Genomic DNA, 17,976 nt, shown 5'->3' with positions numbered 1-17,976 from the left:
GGTATCGATGGCCTGTCGCGCAGGACGCGGGTGCGGCGCATACTGCAACCAGTCCCCGGCGTATGGTTAAATCAGCGGATGAACGAATCTTCAGCTTCCCCGGCGGAACCCCGCGGTACACGCAACAGCCGCCTCAGCGCGGACGACTGGGCCCAGGCCGCCCTGGACCTGATCGCGGAGCAGGGGGTCGGCGCGGTTGCGGTGGAGCCGCTGGCCCGCCGCCTCGGCGTTACCAAGGGCAGCTTCTACTGGCACTTTCCCTCGCGCGACGCGCTGCTGCAGGCCGCGCTGGAGCGCTGGGAGCTGGTCGAGCAGCAGCAGGTGTTCGGCAGCCTGGAGGAAGTGCCCGATCCACGCACGCGCCTGCGCGCGCTGTTCCAGCTGGTCGCGCACGAAGTGACCCCGCATGTGATCTACAGCGAGCTGCTCAAGGCGCTCGACAACCCGCTGGTGCGGCCGGTGATCGACCGTGTCTCGCAACGCCGGCTGGAGTACCTGATGGCCTCGTTCCGCCAGGCCGGGCTGAGCTCCACCGACGCGCGCCACCGCGCGCGCCTGGCCTACGCGGCCTACGTGGGCTTCCTGCAGTTGTCGCTGCAGCTGCAGCAGCCGAAGCAGGCGCGCGAGGAATTCGAGTCCTACGTCGAGCACGTGATCGAGACGCTGATCCCGAACGGGTGAATGCAGCTGCGATGGACGATGGAAGAGCCGCGCATGTCGCGGCTTTTTTTTGCGTCCTCGCCGCGTTCTGCTTCCCGCAAAAAGACAACGGCCCCTTGCGGGGCCGTTGCTTGAAACGCTGATCAATCAGCCGATCAGAACTTCTGGTTGTACTTCAGGTACAGGAAGCGGCCGGTATCGAAGCCACCGTAGTACGAGAAGTTCGACGCAGCCTGGCTGTACATGATCGGACCAACGCGGTTGAACACGTTGTTCGCGCCGATGGCGATGCGGGCATTCCACGGAGCCTGCCAGGAGACCTGCACGTCGTGGAACGTGGTGGCACCCAGGCGGTTCTGCGGAAGGACCTTGTTCGCGGTCGGGCTGAAGTAGTTCGGATCCGAGCAGATGTCGTCGTAGGAGCAGTCTTCCTTGGTGCTGGAGTAGTAGCGGATGCCGTAGTTGGCAGACCAGTCACCCTTGTTCCAGCCCAGGCTCAGGTTGGAACGAATGCGGAAGTACTCTTCGAAGCCATTGACCTGGCTCGGCTTCGTGCCCGGGTCATTGGTGCTCTTGATCTCGAACTTGCTGACGTAGGTCGTCGCCCACTTGGCGCTGAAACGACCCCAATCGGTGTCCAGCGAATAGTTGGCGTCGAAATCGAAACCTTCGGTCAGGTAGTAACCGGCGTTGCGGGTGCCGTAAGTGAGTTCGCTGACGATGTTGCTCTGGGCCGGATCACGCTTGAACATGGCGCAGCGCGACTCGATCAGGTTGACATAGCAGTCGTCCATGATCGCGTTCGGCGAGTCCGAAACCACGGTGTCGTCGATGCGCACCTTCCACCAGTCCAGCGCCATGGTCAGGCCCTGCACGAACTTCGGGCTGTAGACCAGGCCGATGGTCTTGGAGGTGGACATTTCAGGCTGCAGGTTGGGATTGGAACCGGACACGAACGGAACCGGGGTCTGGTTGCCATTCGGGCCGGTGATCGGCACGAAGCCCTGCTTCAGCTGGCGGAAGTTCGCACCGACGTCCTTGAGGCAGCGTGCCGAGTTGGCGGCCTTGCCGTAAACGACGTCGCACGGATCCTGGAAGCCGGTGGCGAAGGTCTGCGAGCCGCCGCCGTACAGGTTGCCGATGGTCGGGGCGCGGAAGCCCTCGGCATAGGTGGCACGGACCAGCAGGTCGTCCATCGGGCGCCACTTCAGGCCGAACTTGTTGTTCGTGGTGTTGCCGAAGGTATCGAACTTCGAGTAGCGGGTAGCCGCGTTGAAGGTCAGTTCCTTGGCGCCCGGCAGGTCGGCCAGGACCGGCACGTTCAGTTCCAGATAGCCTTCATCGACCTTGTACGAGCCGTAGGTCGGGCCCGAGGCGAGGTTGGTCGAATTGCCGGACTGGGCGATGGCGTCCGGGGTGAAGCCACCTTCTTCCTTGCGGTGCTCGTAGCCCAGTGCGAAGCCCAGGTCGCCGGCCGGCAGGGTGATGATCGAACCCGCCAGGTTGACGAAGTAGTCCTGCGTCTTCGTCTTGCCCACGGCGTGTTCTTCCTTGTACAGGAAGTTGCGCACCGCCGGGTCGTCCAGCGAATTCTCGACGGCACCGGTACCGAAGCCGGCGAACGGGTTCCACGGCACGCAGCCGGCGATCACGTTGCCCGGCGTACCGCAGACGATCTTGCCCGTGGTCGGATCCTTGAACGACGGACCCACGGCAGCCTTGACCGACGGGATGTAGAAGTTGCCGTTGTTGATGATGCTGGTGTCGGCCTCATTGAACATATAGCCGGCGTCCCAGTCGAAATACCGGTCACCAATCTCGAACGAACCTTCCAGCGCCGCGGTGAAACGCCAGGTCGTCTGGTCGGTATTGGTGGTGCGCGGAATTTCCCAGCCACGACGACGCCAGTCAACCGCGCTGGCACCCGCGGTCGGGTTGAAGTAGCTGTCCTTCGACATCGGAGCGCCGACCGCAGCGGACTGCAGTGGGTAGCCCGCGATCTGACGGTCCGACGACCGCTTGGTGTAACCCATGTCGCTGGTGAAGCGCACGTTGTCGGTGATGTCGTAGCTCGCGTTGACGAACAGCGAGCGGCGCTCCAGCGGCGTCAGCAGCTGCATCTGGTCGATGGAGTTGCTGGTGTCATTGCTGTTCTGCGGGTGGAAATTGCCAGCGCCGATGGCGCTGCTGCCGCGGTTCGGAGCCTGCCAGGCGCCGGTGCTACCAGACGGACGCCAGTTGCCCCACTGGCCGACGGTGGTGTTGTTGCCACCCGGATCACGCGGATCGGCTTCGGCGGTGTACCAGCGGTCGCGTGCCCACACCGGATCTTCCTTGTGGTATTCGGCACCGATGGTGACCGAGCCGCGCTCGCCGGAGAAGCCGACCATGAAGTCGTAGGTCTGCTTCTGGCCATCGCCTTCGCCATACTGGCCGGTGTAGACATTGGCTTCGGCACCGTCGAAGTTCTTGCGGGTGATGATGTTGATCACGCCGGCCATCGCGTCGGAGCCGTAGATCGCGGAGGCGCCGTCCTTCAGGACCTCGATGCGCTCGACGATGACGGACGGGATGGAGGAGATGTCCTGGTAACCGGCCGGGCTGATGCCCAGGCGCTTGCCATTGACCAGCACGAGGGTGCGCTGGGCGCCCAGGTTGCGCAGGTCGATGTACTGGCCGCCCGCTTCCTGGTTGGAGGTCAGCGGCGAGGCGCGGCTGAACGTGGGGCTGCCGGCTGCGGAGATGTTCTGCAGGATGTCGGCGACGGAGCTGAAGCCCTGGTTCTCGATTTCCGCACGGGAAATGGTCAGAACCGGCTGGGCGGTTTCGACGTCGACCTGACGGATGCGCGAACCGGTGACTTCGATGCGGTCGAGGTTGGTGGCGCCGCTGGTGTCCTGGGCGAAGGCAGTGCCGGTGCTGCCGACGCCTGCGACCAGGGCCAGCACCACTGCGTCACGCAGCTTGTTGGACTTGCAATACATGGGCTCTCTCTCCAAGTGATCTTGGTAGTTACAAGTGGTAGCGCCTGCGCGGCGGGGCGAAAGATTCGGTCCCAAAATCCGTGAGGCTGACCCGATAGTACTTCCGTCTCTTCTGAAATTAAAGCTTCGTTAATGAATTGCGTGGGTTTGGTGAAATTCGGCAAAGTGAATGTTGCAGGTGCAACAAAAACGCCTCCTTGCGGAGGCGTTTTGATGAATACGGGAGCCGTCTGACGAAGAGAGTTCAGAGATCCTGCTCGTAGCGCACGTAGGGGATCGCCCCCTCGTCGTTGTTCTCGTTGCGCGGGGAGAACGGGTTCTTGCCGCGGGTGATGACGTTCTCCGCGCCCACGGTGAGCTGCCCGCTCCAGGGCGTGCGCCAGGTCAGGCCGAGGCCGATGCCTTCCCACTTGCCGGCCTGGCCGGGGACATCGACGACGCGGCCGATGATGTTGGCGCTGAACGGGCCGTAGCCGCCGCCGATGCTCAGGCTCTTGCTGTCCCATTGGTCGACGAGGGCGGGCGAGGCGTCGCTGAGCGGAACCAGGCGCGCCTTGGCGTAGGTACCGCCGATGGAGACGAAACCCTCGCGGCCGATGTTCTTCTGGCCGAACACGGTCAGGTCGTTCTGCTCCACCCGCGCGGCCGGCGCCTTGGCGTTGCCCGACAGCCATGCGGGCAGCGTGTCGCGGCCGGTGCCGGCGCTCAGGCCGACGCGCCCGCCGGGGCGGTTGAAGGTGGTGGTCGCCGACAGGTGGCGGCCGGGACCGGCGTCGTCATCGTCGCCCAGGCTGGCCAGCATGCAGTGGCTGGCCAGTCCGCTGATGCTGCTGCCGCGGCTGCTGTTGCACAGCAGGCCGAGCGAGTCGCCGGAGGAGAGCCCGAAGGCGGCGTCGAGCGAATTGCGGCCGAAGTTCCAGCGCGCGCCGGCCACCTGTTCGCCGGTGGGCTCGAGGTACAGCAGGGCCTCGACCTTGCCGCTGCCCTTGTTCCATACCGGCAGCACGGTGCTGTCCTGGGGGGCGCGCGGCTTGCTCTGCGCATGCGCGCCCGTGGCCACCCCAAGGGCGATCAGCAAGGCCAGCGGCAGGCGCAGGAAGGTGTTCATGGACTCAATCAGACAGGGCAGGGGCCGGGAAGTTCCCGGCGCGTGAGATTCTGATCGTATGTTGTTTATGTTTTCTTAACAAGTCTCCGTCCTCCCCGGAACGTAGCTCGTCGGTGCCGTTACTGCAGCCGCTCTGGAGCGGCCTGACTGGCAGGTATGACGGCAAACAATACGCCGAATTCGGTCAAAGGGAAGTGATACTCGCGCCCGCAGAACTCGCAGCGCACCTCGACCTGGCCGCTGTCCGCGGCGGCGGCGCGGGCTTCCTCCTCGCCCAGCGACTGCAGCATGCCGATCACCCGCTCGCGCGAACAGGAGCAGCCGAAGCGCAGCGGCTTGTCGCCCATCGTCTCGACCTGTTCGTCGTGGAACAGGCGATGCAGCAGCTCGGGGCCGCCCACCGCCAGCAGCTCGTCGCGTCCCAGGGTGTCGAACAGCGCCCCGGCGCGGGCCCAGCCGTCCTCGTCGCCCTGGTCGCCCGGGAGCTTCTGCAGCAGCAGGCCCGCGGCGCGGTCGCCGTCGGCGGCCAGCAGCAGGCGCGTGGGCAGCTGCTCGGAATGGCGGAAGTAGTCCTCGAACGCTTCGTCCAGGCTGCTGCCCTGCAGCGCCACAAGGCTCTGGTAGCGCTGCGGTTCGCGCGGGTCCAGGCCCGGGTTCTCGATGGTGATGGCCAGCAGCGCGCCGTCACCGAGCCGGGACAGGTCGGGCGGGGCGTCCTGGCCGTCCTCGACCTGGGCGATGCCGCGCAGGGTGCCGGCCGAGGTGCACTCGGCGAACAGGGTGCGCAGCGGCGAACTGCTGCGCAGCTGCACGGACAGGCGGCCGTCGATCTTGATGTGGCCGGTGAACAGGGCCGAGGCGACGCAGGCCTCGCCGAGCAGGCGCGTGGCCGAGGGGCGGTAGCTGCCGTGGGACAGGATTTCGCGCCAGCTGCCGGCGAGCTGGACATGGACGCCGCGCACGCCGGCCTCGGGCAGGAGGAAGCGGACAAGGAGGTCGGACGTTTCGGTCATGGGAATCTGCACGTATGGGGACGCCGGTGCCGGATAATGCACCGATGTCGGGATTCATGGGGTCAGGCGACCAGATGGGGACGGAGCAGGACAAGCGCAAGGTGCGGCCCCGGCGCAGGTGGCGGCGCTGGTTGTGGATCACCCCCTGCGCGCTGGCGGTGTTCAGCATCGTGCAGGTGGCGGTGTTGCGGTTCGTCGACCCGCCGTTTTCCACGGTGATGGCGCTGCGCCAGGTCGAAGCCTGGGGGCAGGGCGACTGGGGATTCCGCATCCACTACCAGTGGCGCGACCTGGACGCGATGGCGGCCAGCGTGCCGATCTCGCTGGTGGCGGCCGAGGACCAGCGGTTCCCGCTGCACAACGGGTTCGACCTGGACGCGATCGAGAAGGCGATGGACCACAACGCCCGCGGCAAGCGCCTGCGCGGTGGCAGCACGATCAGCCAGCAGGTCGCCAAGAACCTGTTCCTGTGGCAGGGCCGCAGTTGGCTGCGCAAGGGCCTGGAGGCCTGGTACACGGTGCTGATCGAGGCGCTGTGGTCGAAGCGGCGGATCCTGGAGATGTATGCCAACGTCGCCGAGTTCGGCGATGGCGTCTACGGCGTGCAGGCCGCTTCGCGGCAGTTCTGGGGCAAGGATGCGGCGCGGCTGTCGGCGGCCGAGAGTGCGCGCCTGGCGGCGGTGCTGCCATCGCCGCGGCGCTACAGCGCGACCCAGCCGGGCCCGTTCGTACAGCGCCGCGCCGCCTGGATCCAGCGCCAGGCGCGGCAGTTGGGCGGTCCGGGCTATGCCGTGGATGGAGAGTGACCCCGCCGCCGTGACGGGGCGGGGCGTGCGTTCCATCTTCCGTAGAATGCGCGCATGACACACCGCGACCGGCTGACCGTCGTCATCGCCGCCTGCAACGAGCAGGACGCCCTGCCGTTGCTGCACCAGCGCCTTGGCGCCGAGCTCGAACGCCTGCCCGATATCGATGGCCGGGTGCTCTACGTGGACGATGGCAGCACCGACGCGACCTGGTCGCTGATGCAGCAGCTGGCGGCGGGCGACCCGCGGGTGGCGGCGCTGCGGCTGTCGCGCAATTTCGGCAAGGAGGCCGCGCTCACCGCCGGGCTGGACCTGGTGGACGAAGGCGCGGCGCTGATCCTGGACGCCGATGGCCAGGACCCGCCGGAGCTGATCGCGCAGTTCGTCGCGCTGTGGCGGCAGGGCCATGACGATGTGTATGGCGTGCGCCTGGCGCGCGAGGGCGACGGATGGGTGAAGCGCGCCACCGCGTCCGCGTTCTACCGGGTGATGGGGCGCCTGTCGAAGACGCCGATTCCCGCCGATACCGGCGATTTCCGCCTGTTGTCGCCGCGCGCGCTGGCGGCGCTGCGGCAGCTGCGCGAGCGCCAGCGTTTCATGAAGGGCCTGTTCGGCTGGGTCGGCTTCCGCCGGGTGGCGCTGCCTTACCGGCGCGCGCCGCGCGTGGCCGGGCGCAGCAAGTTCGGTCTCTGGAAGCTGTGGAATTTCGCGCTGGAAGGCATCACCAGCTTTTCCACCGCGCCGCTGCGGGTGGCGACCTATCTCGGGCTGCTGACCGCCGCCTCCTCCTTCCTCTTCGCCGCCTGGGTGGTGGGCAAGGCGGCGCTGTATGGCGACCGCGTCGCCGGCTGGCCGACGATGATGGCGGTGATCCTGTTCCTGGGCGGCGTGCAGCTGATCGCGCTGGGCCTGATCGGCGAGTACCTCGGCCGCCTGTACGTGGAGGCCAAGCAGCGGCCGCTGTACCTGGTTGACACCTGGCGGCCGGCCGACGTGGCACTATCGGACGCATCCGCCAGCAAGGGAGAACGCCATGCAGACCGTTCGTCAGTTGCTCGGGACCAAGTCCCCTGAGATCCATGCGGTAGCGCCGGACAGCGCGGTGATCGATGCGATCCGGCTGATGGCCGAAAAAGGCATCGGCGCGGTGCTGGTGATGGACGGGGCACGGCTGGCCGGCATCCTTTCCGAGCGTGATTACGCGCGCAAGATCGTGCTGCGCGACCGCTCCTCGCGCGATACCTCGGTGGCGGCGATCATGACCGCCGAGGTGGTCACCGTGACGCCTGCGGACACGGTCGAGGACTGCCTGCAGCTGGTGACCGACCGCCGCATCCGCCACCTGCCCGTGGTCGAGGGCGCTGCGGTGCTGGGGGTGATTTCCATCGGCGACCTGGTCAAGTCGGTGATCGAACAGCAGCGCCGCGAGCTGGGCCAGCTGCAGCAGTACATCGTCGGCGGCTGAGCCGGCAGCGGCGGCCTCACCGGGCGTACCGCCCGCCGCAGTCGACATCCTTGCCGGGCCCGGTCTCGACGGTGGCCAGCAACGCCGCCGGCGGGGTGATGCTGCCCAGGGTCAGGGCGATGGCGCCGCGCAGTCCCAGTGCCTTGAAGTCGGGGCGGAACGACGGGTCCTTGAAGGTGCCGCCGATGCGCAGCGGCGAGCGCAGGGCGAGAATGCTCCTGTCCTTGGGCCGCGGCCGCAGCAGCAGGTCCAGGGTTTCGCGCCCGAGGCTGATGCTGCCTTCGCCCACCACCAGGGTGTCGCTGGTGTCGAAGGCCAGTGCGCGCGCCTGCATCAGGCCGTCCTGCACCTGGAAGTCGGCGAAGGCGCAGCGCAGCGGGATCTGGCGGTCGCCGGTGAACAGGAACTTCAGCGATTCGGCCACGTCCAACCCGGCCAGTTCCATCAGCAGGTTGCCGACATGGCCGCGGCCCATGCCGATGGCCACCTCGCCATCGCTGCTGCCGAGCATGGCGGCCACCGAGTTGCCGTGGCCGGACAGGCGCAGGTGGCCGCCGATGCCGCCGGAGGCCTGCTGCGCAAGGCGCGCGCCGGGAAACAGCCGGCCCAGCTGCACGCCGCGCACGCGGGCGCCGAGCGTGGTGGCGATGCGCGGCTGTCGTGCATCCATGCGCACGCTGCTGCGGATGTCGCCGCCGGCGACGCCGACGTTCAGCGGTTCCAGGCGCAGCAGGCCGTCGTCCAGCAGCAGGTGCGCATCCATGTCGTCCAGCGGCAACGACGGCGAATCGATGCGATGGGCCTTCCAGCGCACGTCCGCGTCCATCGCGCGCAGCTTGGCCAGGTCGTAGGGCGTATCGGGCAGTACCGTGGGCCTGGCGTCCCGCGCCGCGGCCGCGGCCTTCTGCCCGGCGTTGGCGCTCTCGCCGCCAGCGGTTGCCGGGGGCGCGCCGACGAAACCGGCGAGGTCGTCGAAGTCGAGCCGGCGCGAGACCAGCTCGGCGGTCAGCCGCGGGCGTTCGCCGCCGACGTCGATGCGCACATCGCCGGCCAGATCGCTGTCGCCCACCAGGCCGCTGAACTGCTCGTAGCGCCAGGTGTCGTGGTCGCGCCTGAGCCGGCCGTCGAGGCGATACGGGGGCGAGGAGGGCATGGCGATGCCGAGCAGGGGATACAGGTCGCCCAGGTCCTTGCCGCCGAGGCCGAAGCGCAGGTCGAACACCTGCAGCTGGAACGGATTGGTCAGCGTGCCGCTGGCCGTGGCGTGGGTGTCGCCGGCATGGGCATCGAGGTGCAGGCGGAACGGGTGGTCGCTGTCGGACAGTTGCAGCGGCGATTCGGTGCCGCCGCGCACGCTGAACGAGACGCCGCGCCAGCGCCCATTGCCCTGCAGCAGCAGCGGTGGCGCGGCGTTGGCCTGCTTCGGCGCACCGCTGTGGACGGCAAGCTGGATGTCGGTTCGACCCGGCGCGTCCACGAACCGCAGGGTACCGTTGTCTACGCGCAGTCGCTTGAGCGGCAACGGCCGGTCTGCGTCGCCGCCGCCGAGGAAATCCCAGTTCCCCGGTTCGCCGGGGCGCGGTGCGGTCTGCAGCAGCACGTCCGGGCGGACCAGGCGCACCTCGGGCAGCTGCAGGTCGCCAAGCAGCAGCGGCCACAGCCGCAGGTCGATCTCCACGCGGTCGGCGCGCGCCATGTCCGCCTGTTGCGCCCACGGCGCATTGGCGAAACCGACGCGGTCGGCGCGCAGCGTGCTGGTACTGCCCAGTTCGACATCGAGGTGGCCGATATGCAGGGCGCGGCCGGTGCGCGCCTGCACCATGCGTTCCAGCGGCCCCTTTAACCAGTTCCAGTCCCACAGCAACAGCAGCACGACGAACGCGGCGAGCAGCAGGCCGGCCACGGCCAGCCAGCGCTGGCCACGCATGCCGGGACGGCGGAGGCGCCAGCGCGACGCGCGCGGCGTGGCGGGGGCAGGTGCGGTATCCACGCGGGCATGGTTGCCGTGCGCTCGTGCACGCGGCGCGAAGCGTTCATTGGCATGGCGTGCAGGCGGTGTCGCCGCGGCGTGCGCGGCGCGCGCCGGGTGCTACAGGATCTGCGCGGTCACCGAGACGAAATGGCAGACGCTGCCGGCGATCACGAACAGGTGCCAGATGGCGTGCGAATAGCGCACCGATTCGCGGTGGTAGAAGTACGTGCCCAGGGTGTAGAACACGCCGCCGGCCAGCAGCCAGCCCAGGGTGAATCCATCCAGCGAATTCCACATCGGCTCGATCGCGACCACCACCAGCCAGCCCATGGCGATGTAGATGGCCGTGGACAGCCGCTTGAAACGGCCGGTGTAGAACAGCTTGAAGATCACCCCGCCCACGGCCAGCGTCCAGATCGCGGCGAACAGCCCCCAGCCCCATGGCCCGCGCAGGCCGATCAGGGTGAACGGCGTATAGGTGCCGGCGATCAGGATGTAGATCGCGCAGTGGTCGAAGATCTTCAGCCGGCCCTTGGCCACCGGGTGCTGGATGGCGTGGTACAGGGTCGAGGCGGTGTAGAGCAGCAGCAGCGCGATGCCGAAGACGATGGCGCTGGCCAGTTGCCAGCCGTCGCCGTAGATCGCGGCCAGCGTGATCAGCACCGCACTGGCGCCCAGGGCGGTGACTGCGCCCAGGCCGTGGGTCAGGGCGCTGGCGATTTCCTCGCGGATGTTCACGACGTGCTGCGGCAGGGGGGCGACGGTAGGCATGGACAGCAACTTACCGCAATGCAGCACGGGGTGCATCCCCATGCCCGCCGGCGGTTGGGGATGCCGTCATGCAGGGGGCAGGAGCGCACCGTGGCGCGCCTGCCGCCTGCCGCCTGCCGCTTACGCCACCGAGACGGTATGCGCGGCTTCGCGCGTGGCCGAGAAGCGCACGTCCGGCGCCCGTTCCTGCGCCAGCTGCAGGTTGACCCGGGTCGGGGCGAGGTAGACCAGTTGCCCGGCGGCGTCCACCGCCAGGTTGTTGGCGTTCTTCTCGCGGAACTCCTCCAGCTTCCTGGCGTTGTCGCAATGCACCCAGCGCGCGGTGACCACGCCGACCGGCTCGAAGATGGCTTCCACCCCGTACTCGTCCTTCAGGCGGTAGGCGGCGACGTCGAACTGCAGCACGCCCACCGCGCCCAGGATCAGGTCGTTGCTCATGATCGGGCGGAAGAACTGGGTGGCGCCTTCCTCGGACAGCTGCGCCAGGCCCTTCTGCAGCTGCTTGAGCTTGAGCGGATCCTTCAGGCGCGCGCGCCGGAACAGTTCCGGGGCGAAGTTGGGGATGCCGGTGAAGGTGACCGGCTCGCCCTCGGTGAAGGTGTCGCCGATCGAGATGGTGCCGTGGTTGTGGATGCCGATCACGTCGCCCGGCCAGGCCTCGGCGGCGATCTCGCGGTCGCTGGCCATGAAGGTCAGCGCGTTGGCCAGCTTCATCTCCTTGCCGGTGCGCACGTGGAAGGTCTTCATGCCGGCGCTGAACCGGCCCGAGCACACGCGCATGAACGCCACGCGGTCGCGGTGCTGCGGGTCCATGTTGGCCTGGATCTTGAACACGAAGCCGCTGAGCTTGTCTTCCTGCGGGGCGATGGTGCGGCCGGTGGTGGCGCGCGGCTGCGGCGCCGGCGCGTGCTCGACGAAGAAATCCAGCAGTGGCTGCACGCCGAAGTTGTTCACGCCCGAGCCGAAGAACACCGGGGTCTGCTGGCCGCGCAGGTAGGCGTCCTTGTCGAACGGGTGGCTGGCGCCCTGCACCAGCTCCAGTTCCTCGCGCAGGTCGGCCAGCATCTTCTCGCCGATGCGCGCGGCCAGGCCGGGCGCGTCCAGCGACGGGAAGATCGTCGAATCCTGGCGGGTGAAGTTGCGGCCCGGCTCGTACAGGTGCACCTCGCCGGTCAGCAGGTGCACCACGCCCTTCAGGCGCTGGCCCATGCCGATCGGCCAGGTGACCGGCGCGCACTGGATGCCGAGCACGGTTTCCACCTCGTCGAGCAGCTCGATCGGGTCCTTGCCCTCGCGGTCGAGCTTGTTGATGAAGGTCATGATCGGGGTGTCGCGCAGGCGGCACACCTCCATCAGCTTGATGGTGCGCTCCTCCACGCCCTTGGCCACGTCGATCACCATCAGCGCCGAATCCACGGCGGTGAGCACGCGGTAGGTGTCCTCGCCGAAGTCGGCGTGGCCGGGGGTGTCGAGCAGGTTGACGATCTTGCCCTCGTACGGGAACTGCATCACCGAGGAGGTGACCGAGATGCCGCGCTCCTTTTCCAGCGCCATCCAGTCCGAGGTGGCGTGGCGGCTGGTCTTGCGCGACTTCACCGAGCCGGCCATCTGGATCGCGCCTCCGAACAGCAGCAGCTTTTCGGTCAGCGTGGTCTTGCCGGCGTCGGGATGGGAAATGATGGCGAAGGTGCGGCGGCGCGCGGCTTCGGATGCGACTTCGGACATGGCGGCTGCGCCCGCGGCGGGCGCGCATTGGGAAAGGGAAGCCGGCGATTATAGCCGTTCAGGGCGGGGCGCCCGTCTCGCGGGCGAAGCGCAGCTCGCCGCGCGGGCCGGCCATGCGGAACGGGATCGAGGCCAGCGCCAGCCCGGTGTTGGCCTGCACCGCGAAGTGCAGGTGCGGGCCGGTGCTGCGGCCGGTGTTGCCGGAGCGGGCCAGCACCTGCCCGGCCTGCACCGCCTGCCCAGGCCGGACCGCCAGGCTGTCCGCCTGCAGGTGGGCATACAGCGCCATGCCGCCGTCGGCGTGCAGGACCCGGACCAGGCAGCCGTCGACGGGCGCATCGGCCACCACCTGCATCACCGTGCCGGCGCGGGCGGCGAGCACCGGCGTGCCTTCGGGCAGGGGAAAGTCGATGGCATGGCGGTTCTGCGCATCGCCGTGGCTGCGCGCGCCGTCGATGCCCTGGCTGACCCGGACCGGCACGCCGGCGAACGGCAACTGGTAGAGGTGGTCGCCGGGGCGGGCGGACGGGTCGCCGGGAAAGGCATCGAGCAGCAGGCGCACGCCGCTGCCGGTATCGGCCAGCCACAGCAGGTCGCGCTGCCCGCCGGGCGGCAACAGTACCGGCGCGGCCACCGTCCTGCCGTCGGCGGCATCGCGCAGGCGCACCTGCAGCGGGCCGGCCAGCAGGTTGCGCACCTGCGCTTCGCGGCCGCCGCCACGGGCCTGGAGCAGCAGCTGCGCGAAACCGGGGGCATGGCCGCCGGCGCTTTCCGCCGTGGCCGCGCCGGTCAGCCCCCAGCTCTGGCGCCAGCGCGGCGCGGGGCCGTCGCCCCGGGCGGGCAGCGCGACCATTGCGGACAAGAGCAGGAGCGTCAGGCGGTGCATGCGGTGGCGGCGGAGGCGGTGCCGGGATTATGCCGGCATGGTTGCATCGGAAATTCCATCGCTCCATCCGAATAAAGAGATTGACACCGGCCGGGGCGACTGGCATCGTGTGTCCACCATCGAGACCGGCGGAGGGACAGGCCCTTTGATGCCGGGGCAACCAGCAGGTGCGCAAGCGCCTGTGCCTGGTGCCAAATCCTGCGGGGACCACCGCGTCCGCCGAAAGATGGTTCGATCCGTGCCCTGCACGGCGAACACGGGCCCGCGAAGCTCGATGGCTGCTCCTTACCGGATATCGCCATGCGTTTCGCCACTGCCACCGCCCTCCGCGACTACCCGCCCGCCGCGCCCGACAGCGCGGCGCATGCCGCTGCCGCCGTGCGCGGTGAAATCGACGTGCGCCTGGCCATGCGCCATGCCGGCGAGCGCACGCTGCGGCTGCGCTACGAACTGGTCGGCCGTGCCGATGCGCCGGTGGTGCTGGTGGCCGGCGGCATTTCCGCGCACCGCCACATCGCCGCCAACGCGGTGTTCGGCGAGAAGGGCTGGGCCGACGGGCTGGTCGGCTGCGGCCGCGCGCTCGACCCGGCGTACCGCCGCCTGCTGGGCCTGGATTTCATCGGCGCCGACGGCGAGCTCGACGTGCCGATCGATACCGCCGACCAGGCCGATGCCGTGGCCCTGCTGCTGGACGCGCTGGGCATCGACTGCCTGCACGGCTGCGTCGGCTATTCCTACGGTGCGCTGGTCGGCCAGCAACTGGCCATCCGCCACCCGCACCGGCTGGGCCGGCTGGTGGCGGTCAGCGGCGCGCATCGCCCGCATCCCTATGCCTCGGCCTGGCGCGCGCTGCAGCGGCGCGCGGTGGCGCTGGGCCAGCTGCAGTGCGCCGAAAGCCATGGGCTGGCGCTGGCGCGGCAGTTCGCCATGCTCAGCTACCGCACCCCGGAAGAGTTCGGCGAGCGCTTCGACGCCCAGCCCGAAGTGGTGAACGGCCGCGTGCGCGTGGCCGCCGAGGATTACCTCGACGCTGCCGGCGCGCAGTACGTGGCGCGCACCCGGGTCAATGCCTACCTGCGCCTGTCCGAGTCCATCGACCTGCACCGCGTCGAACCGGCCGCCATCGGCGTGCCGACGCTGGTGGTCGCGGTCGAGGGCGACCGCCTGGTGCCGCTGTCCGACCTGGTCAGCCTGGTCGAGGGCCTGGGCACGCGCGGAAGCCTGCGCGTGCTGCGTTCGCCCTACGGCCATGACGCCTTCCTGAAAGAGACCGATCGCATCGACGCGATCCTCGCCAACGCCCTTCGCCTTCCCGGAGAAAACGCATGAGCCTGTCCACCGCTTCCGATGTGTCCTGTTGCCGCACCACGGCGGCCGTGCGTGCCGGCATCGATCGCGATACCGCCTATGGCGCGGTGACCCCGCCGCTGGTGCTGTCGTCCAATTTCAGCTTCGATGGCTTCGGCAACAAGCGCCAGTACGACTACACCCGCAGCGGCAACCCGACCCGCGACCTGCTCGGCGAAGCGCTGGCGGAACTGGAAGGCGGTGCCGGCGGGGTGATCACCTCCACCGGCATGGGCGCGATCAACCTGGTGCTCAATGCGCTGTTGCAGCCGGGCGACAGGCTGGTGGTGCCGCATGACGCCTACGGTGGCAGCTGGCGCCTGTTCAACGCGCTGGCGAGCAAGGGTCATTTCGAGCTGATCACCGCCGACCTGACCGACCCGCGCGCACTGGCCGAGGCGTTGGCGCAGGCGCCGAAGCTGGTGCTGGTGGAAACCCCGTCCAATCCGCTGCTGCGCATCACCGACCTGCGTTTCGTGATCGATGCCGCGCACCGGGCCGGTGCCCGGGTGGTGGTGGACAACACCTTCCTGTCGCCGGCGCTGCAGAACCCGATCGCCTTCGGCGCCGACCTGGTGCTGCACTCGACCACCAAATACGTCAACGGCCACAGCGACGTGGTCGGCGGCGCGGTGGTCGCGCGCGATGCCGAGCTGCACCAGCAACTGGCGTGGTGGGCCAATGCGCTGGGCCTGACCGGCTCGCCGTTCGATGCGTTCCTGACCCTGCGCGGCCTGCGCACGCTCGATGCACGCCTGCGCGTGCACCAGGAAAACACCCGCGCGCTGGTCGACCTGCTCGCCACCAGCGAGGTCGTGGCCAGGGTCTACTACCCGGGGCTGGAATCGCACCCGGGCCACGCGCTGGCCGCGCGCCAGCAGAAGGGTTTCGGCGCGATGCTGTCCTTCGAGCTGGCCGCATGCGACGGCGCCGATCCGCACGCGGCGGTGCGCGCCTTCGTCGAAGGCCTGCGCTATTTCACCCTGGCCGAATCGCTCGGTGGCGTGGAGAGCCTGGTCGCGCACCCGGCGACCATGACCCATGCGGCGATGACCCCGGAGGCACGGGCCAAGGCCGGCATCAGCGATGGCCTGCTGCGGTTGTCGGTCGGCATCGAAGCCTGCGAGGACCTGGTGGCCGACCTGCAGGCCGGGCTGCTGCGCGCCGCGCGGGCGCTGGCCGACAGCCGCCGCGACGCCCTGCGGAAAACGGTGGACGCATGAGCGCGCAGCTGCGTCCGCAGGCGGCGGCGGTGCGGCTGGTGCTGCTGGGTACCGGTACGGTCGGCTCGGCCTTCATCGCCCGCTACCAGGCCCTGCGGCAGCGGCAGCTCGACCTGCCGCTGCTGCACGTGGTGGCCAACTCGCGCATCGCGCTGGCCTGCGGCGACGCACCCGAGGCGGTGCTGTCGCGCGCGCGCGCGGCGACCCGGCAGGGCGACGCGCCGGCCCACGCCGAGGAAACCGGGCGCCTGCAGCCCGGCGACATCGTGGTCGACGCCACCGCCAGCGGGGACATCGCCGCCGAACATGCGCACTGGCTGGCACGGGGCATCCACGTGGTCACCGCCAACAAGCTGGGCAATGGCACCACGCTCGCGCGCGCGCGCCGGATCGGCGGGATCGTGGCCGCGGGCAGCGTACGTTATGGCGATTCGGCCACCGTCGGCGCGGGCCTGCCGCTGCTGTCCAGCATCCGCGCGCTGGTGGCCGGTGGCGACCATGTGCATGCCATCGAAGGCGTGCTGTCCGGTTCGCTGGCATGGCTGTTCCATCGTTTCGACGGCAGCCAGCCGTTCTCCGCCTGCGTGCGCGAAGCGGCGGCGGCCGGTTACACCGAACCCGATCCGCGCATCGACCTGTCCGGCGAGGACGTGCGCCGCAAGCTGCTGATCCTGGCGCGCGCGGCCGGGGTGGCGCTGGAGCCGGAACAGGTGGAGGTCGAGTCGCTGCTGCCGCCGGCGCTGGCGGCATTGCCGGCCGCGCAGGTGGACGCCGCGCTGGCGCAGCTGGACGCGCCCCTGGCGGCGCGCCTGCAGCAGGCGCGCGGGCAGGGGCTGTCGCTGTGTTTCGTGGCGCGCCTGGACGGGCACGGCGCCAGCGTCGGCCTGCGCGCGTTGCCGGCCGACCATCCGCTGGCCGGCGGCCGCGGCACCGACAACCGGGTGGCGATCCGCAGCGACCGCTACTGCGGGCAGCCGCTGCTGATCCAGGGGCCGGGTGCCGGTGCCGACGTCACCGCGGCCGCGCTGCTGGACGACGTGCTGGGCATCGCCAGGCGCTGAACGCCGCGCGCATGCGCTTCAGCGGCCCGCCGATCGCGCGGCGAGGCGGCGTTCGACTTCGGCGCGGCCGAGGCGTGTGCCATCGCGGTCGACGACGCTGAACTCCACGCCGTTGTCCCACAGCGCCGGCGCGCCGAGCACCGCGATGTCCTCCGAGGCGGTGCGCGCCTGCAGGTCGAGCAGGTGCTGGTTGAAACCTGCCGCCTGCAGCCAGGCGCGGTAGCTGGAGTCGTGCTCGGTGGCGAACTGGTCCTGGTAATGGCATTCCTCCCGCGCCGGCGAGGGCAGGGCATCGCACTGTGCGTTGCGCTGGTGCAGGCCGATCACCGCGTCCGGCTCCATCTGCCGCTGCGCGGCCGCGGCCCAGAGCGCGACGCAGATGCTGGCGCAGTAGCCGTGCACGCGCACGGTGAGGTTGTTCCTGCGCACGATGCGCGCCGCTTCCAGGCCGGTGATGGCGTAGCCGCCGCCGCTGGTGATGTCGATCCGCCGCACCGACGGCGCCGCGTCCAGCCGTGCCGCCAGCTCGCTGGCGAAGGTGCGGCCGACGCCGCCTTCCACCCGCAGCGCGGTGCCGTGGTCGTGCAGGGTCATGCGCGCTTCGCCGATCTCCGCCAGCGTGGTCGATTTTTCGCCACGCACGACCTGCGCCTGCGCCGGGGGCGCGGCCACGGCGGCCGCAGCAGGCGCATCGGGCGTGGCCGTGGTGGCGGGTGGGTCCAGCGCCGGCGGCCGCTTGCCGATGAACCAGGCGATCACCAGCAGCGCGATCGCCGCCAGCACCAGCCGGGTCAGGGTCAGGCCACCGCCGTTGCGCGGCGCGGCCGGTGTCGCGGTGCGCGGACGTCGGGGTGGCAGCGGTCCGTCGGGTTGCTGTGCGCCCTGCATCCTTGCCCCCGCTGCTGGCTGGTGATGCGTGATTCTGGTGCGCTGCCGGCCGCCGGTGCAATACACG

Annotated in this window: 15 protein-coding genes and 1 riboswitch; of the genes, 7 read left to right on the top strand and 8 right to left on the bottom strand. The window is 69.4% G+C overall.

Going from position 1 to position 17,976, the window contains the following annotated elements:
* Positions 1–78: 78 nt before the first annotated feature.
* Positions 79–681, top strand: coding sequence for a TetR/AcrR family transcriptional regulator (locus F0P95_RS15415; RefSeq protein WP_182334963.1), 603 nt, complete (start codon positions 79–81; stop codon positions 679–681).
* A 134-nt stretch (positions 682–815) separates the two neighbouring features.
* Here F0P95_RS15415 and F0P95_RS15410 read toward each other — a convergent pair whose 3' ends face one another.
* The 3 genes from F0P95_RS15410 to hslO form a co-directional block, all read right to left on the bottom strand.
* Positions 816–3,644: a TonB-dependent receptor gene (locus tag F0P95_RS15410; protein ID WP_182334962.1), complete on the bottom strand. Its 2,829-nt coding sequence runs from the start codon at positions 3,642–3,644 to the stop codon at positions 816–818.
* 244 nt (positions 3,645–3,888) lie between these two features.
* On the bottom strand, positions 3,889–4,752 hold the full coding sequence (locus F0P95_RS15405) for an XOO1806 family protein (protein WP_182334961.1): 864 nt from the start codon (positions 4,750–4,752) through the stop codon (positions 3,889–3,891).
* A gap of 119 nt (positions 4,753–4,871) precedes the next feature.
* Positions 4,872–5,765 carry an Hsp33 family molecular chaperone HslO gene (gene hslO, locus F0P95_RS15400; RefSeq protein ID WP_182334960.1) on the bottom strand — a complete coding sequence of 298 codons (894 nt, stop codon included), beginning with the start codon at positions 5,763–5,765 and terminating at the stop codon, positions 4,872–4,874.
* Between the two features lie 74 nt (positions 5,766–5,839).
* Here hslO and mtgA point away from each other — a divergent pair, with 74 nt between their 5' ends.
* The 3 genes from mtgA to F0P95_RS15385 are packed head-to-tail and all read left to right on the top strand — an operon-like array spanning position 5,840 to position 8,036.
* Positions 5,840–6,571 carry a monofunctional biosynthetic peptidoglycan transglycosylase gene (gene mtgA / locus F0P95_RS15395; protein WP_182337035.1) on the top strand — a complete coding sequence of 244 codons (732 nt, stop codon included), beginning with the start codon at positions 5,840–5,842 and terminating at the stop codon, positions 6,569–6,571.
* A 54-nt stretch (positions 6,572–6,625) separates the two neighbouring features.
* Entirely contained in the window at positions 6,626–7,645 is a 1,020-nt protein-coding gene (locus tag F0P95_RS15390; protein WP_182334959.1) for a glycosyltransferase family 2 protein, read from the top strand.
* Positions 7,605–8,036 carry a CBS domain-containing protein gene (locus F0P95_RS15385; protein WP_182334958.1) on the top strand — a complete coding sequence of 144 codons (432 nt, stop codon included), beginning with the start codon at positions 7,605–7,607 and terminating at the stop codon, positions 8,034–8,036. The genes F0P95_RS15390 and F0P95_RS15385 overlap by 41 nt, the downstream gene beginning before the upstream one ends.
* A gap of 16 nt (positions 8,037–8,052) precedes the next feature.
* On the opposite strand, the gene F0P95_RS15380 is transcribed toward F0P95_RS15385, so the two are convergent.
* The 4 genes from F0P95_RS15380 to F0P95_RS15365 form a co-directional block, all read right to left on the bottom strand.
* A complete protein-coding gene (locus F0P95_RS15380) occupies positions 8,053–9,963 on the bottom strand; it encodes an AsmA family protein (RefSeq protein WP_182337033.1) in 1,911 nt (636 codons plus the stop codon).
* 162 nt (positions 9,964–10,125) lie between these two features.
* Entirely contained in the window at positions 10,126–10,779 is a 654-nt protein-coding gene (trhA, locus tag F0P95_RS15375) for a PAQR family membrane homeostasis protein TrhA (RefSeq protein WP_182334957.1), read from the bottom strand.
* Positions 10,780–10,899: 120 nt separating this feature from the next.
* Positions 10,900–12,504, bottom strand: a complete 1,605-nt coding sequence (locus F0P95_RS15370) for a peptide chain release factor 3 (RefSeq protein WP_182334956.1) — start codon at positions 12,502–12,504, stop codon at positions 10,900–10,902.
* Between the two features lie 58 nt (positions 12,505–12,562).
* Positions 12,563–13,390, bottom strand: coding sequence for a M23 family metallopeptidase (locus F0P95_RS15365; protein WP_182334954.1), 828 nt, complete (start codon positions 13,388–13,390; stop codon positions 12,563–12,565).
* A 113-nt stretch (positions 13,391–13,503) separates the two neighbouring features.
* Positions 13,504–13,623, top strand: a riboswitch (SAM riboswitch).
* Positions 13,624–13,690: 67 nt separating this feature from the next.
* Here F0P95_RS15365 and metX point away from each other — a divergent pair.
* From metX to F0P95_RS15350, 3 genes are read left to right on the top strand one after another with little or no spacing between them, the layout of a single operon-like run.
* Positions 13,691–14,719, top strand: a complete 1,029-nt coding sequence (metX, locus tag F0P95_RS15360; protein WP_182334952.1) for a homoserine O-succinyltransferase MetX — start codon at positions 13,691–13,693, stop codon at positions 14,717–14,719.
* On the top strand, positions 14,716–15,960 hold the full coding sequence (locus F0P95_RS15355) for an O-succinylhomoserine (thiol)-lyase (protein WP_182334950.1): 1,245 nt from the start codon (positions 14,716–14,718) through the stop codon (positions 15,958–15,960). Before metX ends, F0P95_RS15355 begins: the two co-directional genes overlap by 4 nt.
* Positions 15,957–17,021, top strand: coding sequence for a homoserine dehydrogenase family protein (locus F0P95_RS15350; RefSeq protein WP_182334949.1), 1,065 nt, complete (start codon positions 15,957–15,959; stop codon positions 17,019–17,021). The genes F0P95_RS15355 and F0P95_RS15350 overlap by 4 nt, the downstream gene beginning before the upstream one ends.
* Before the next feature lie 18 nt (positions 17,022–17,039).
* Here the strand turns inward: F0P95_RS15350 and F0P95_RS15345 are convergent, their stop codons facing one another.
* Positions 17,040–17,909 (bottom strand): hypothetical protein, encoded by an 870-nt coding sequence (locus tag F0P95_RS15345; protein ID WP_182334948.1) that lies wholly within the window; start codon positions 17,907–17,909, stop codon positions 17,040–17,042.
* Positions 17,910–17,976: the final 67 nt, after the last annotated feature.

The organism is Stenotrophomonas acidaminiphila, from assembly GCF_014109845.1.
Taxonomy (GTDB): Bacteria; Pseudomonadota; Gammaproteobacteria; order Xanthomonadales; family Xanthomonadaceae; genus Stenotrophomonas; species Stenotrophomonas acidaminiphila.
Note: the sequence above shows the minus strand (reverse complement) of the source record. Positions and strands in the feature narration are given on the sequence as shown.

Coding starts and splice junctions, on each gene's coding strand:
- metX (WP_182334952.1), top strand. CDS start 13,691: ATGCGTTTCGCCACTGCCACCGCCCTCCGCGACTACCCGCCCGCCGCG.
- hslO (WP_182334960.1), bottom strand. CDS start 5,765: ATGACCGAAACGTCCGACCTCCTTGTCCGCTTCCTCCTGCCCGAGGCC.
- F0P95_RS15385 (WP_182334958.1), top strand. CDS start 7,605: ATGCAGACCGTTCGTCAGTTGCTCGGGACCAAGTCCCCTGAGATCCAT.
- F0P95_RS15345 (WP_182334948.1), bottom strand. CDS start 17,909: ATGCAGGGCGCACAGCAACCCGACGGACCGCTGCCACCCCGACGTCCG.
- F0P95_RS15405 (WP_182334961.1), bottom strand. CDS start 4,752: ATGAACACCTTCCTGCGCCTGCCGCTGGCCTTGCTGATCGCCCTTGGG.
- F0P95_RS15410 (WP_182334962.1), bottom strand. CDS start 3,644: ATGTATTGCAAGTCCAACAAGCTGCGTGACGCAGTGGTGCTGGCCCTG.
- F0P95_RS15415 (WP_182334963.1), top strand. CDS start 79: ATGAACGAATCTTCAGCTTCCCCGGCGGAACCCCGCGGTACACGCAAC.
- F0P95_RS15350 (WP_182334949.1), top strand. CDS start 15,957: ATGAGCGCGCAGCTGCGTCCGCAGGCGGCGGCGGTGCGGCTGGTGCTG.
- F0P95_RS15380 (WP_182337033.1), bottom strand. CDS start 9,963: ATGCGTGGCCAGCGCTGGCTGGCCGTGGCCGGCCTGCTGCTCGCCGCG.
- F0P95_RS15365 (WP_182334954.1), bottom strand. CDS start 13,390: ATGCACCGCCTGACGCTCCTGCTCTTGTCCGCAATGGTCGCGCTGCCC.
- F0P95_RS15390 (WP_182334959.1), top strand. CDS start 6,626: ATGACACACCGCGACCGGCTGACCGTCGTCATCGCCGCCTGCAACGAG.
- F0P95_RS15355 (WP_182334950.1), top strand. CDS start 14,716: ATGAGCCTGTCCACCGCTTCCGATGTGTCCTGTTGCCGCACCACGGCG.
- trhA (WP_182334957.1), bottom strand. CDS start 10,779: ATGCCTACCGTCGCCCCCCTGCCGCAGCACGTCGTGAACATCCGCGAG.
- F0P95_RS15370 (WP_182334956.1), bottom strand. CDS start 12,504: ATGTCCGAAGTCGCATCCGAAGCCGCGCGCCGCCGCACCTTCGCCATC.
- mtgA (WP_182337035.1), top strand. CDS start 5,840: ATGGGGACGGAGCAGGACAAGCGCAAGGTGCGGCCCCGGCGCAGGTGG.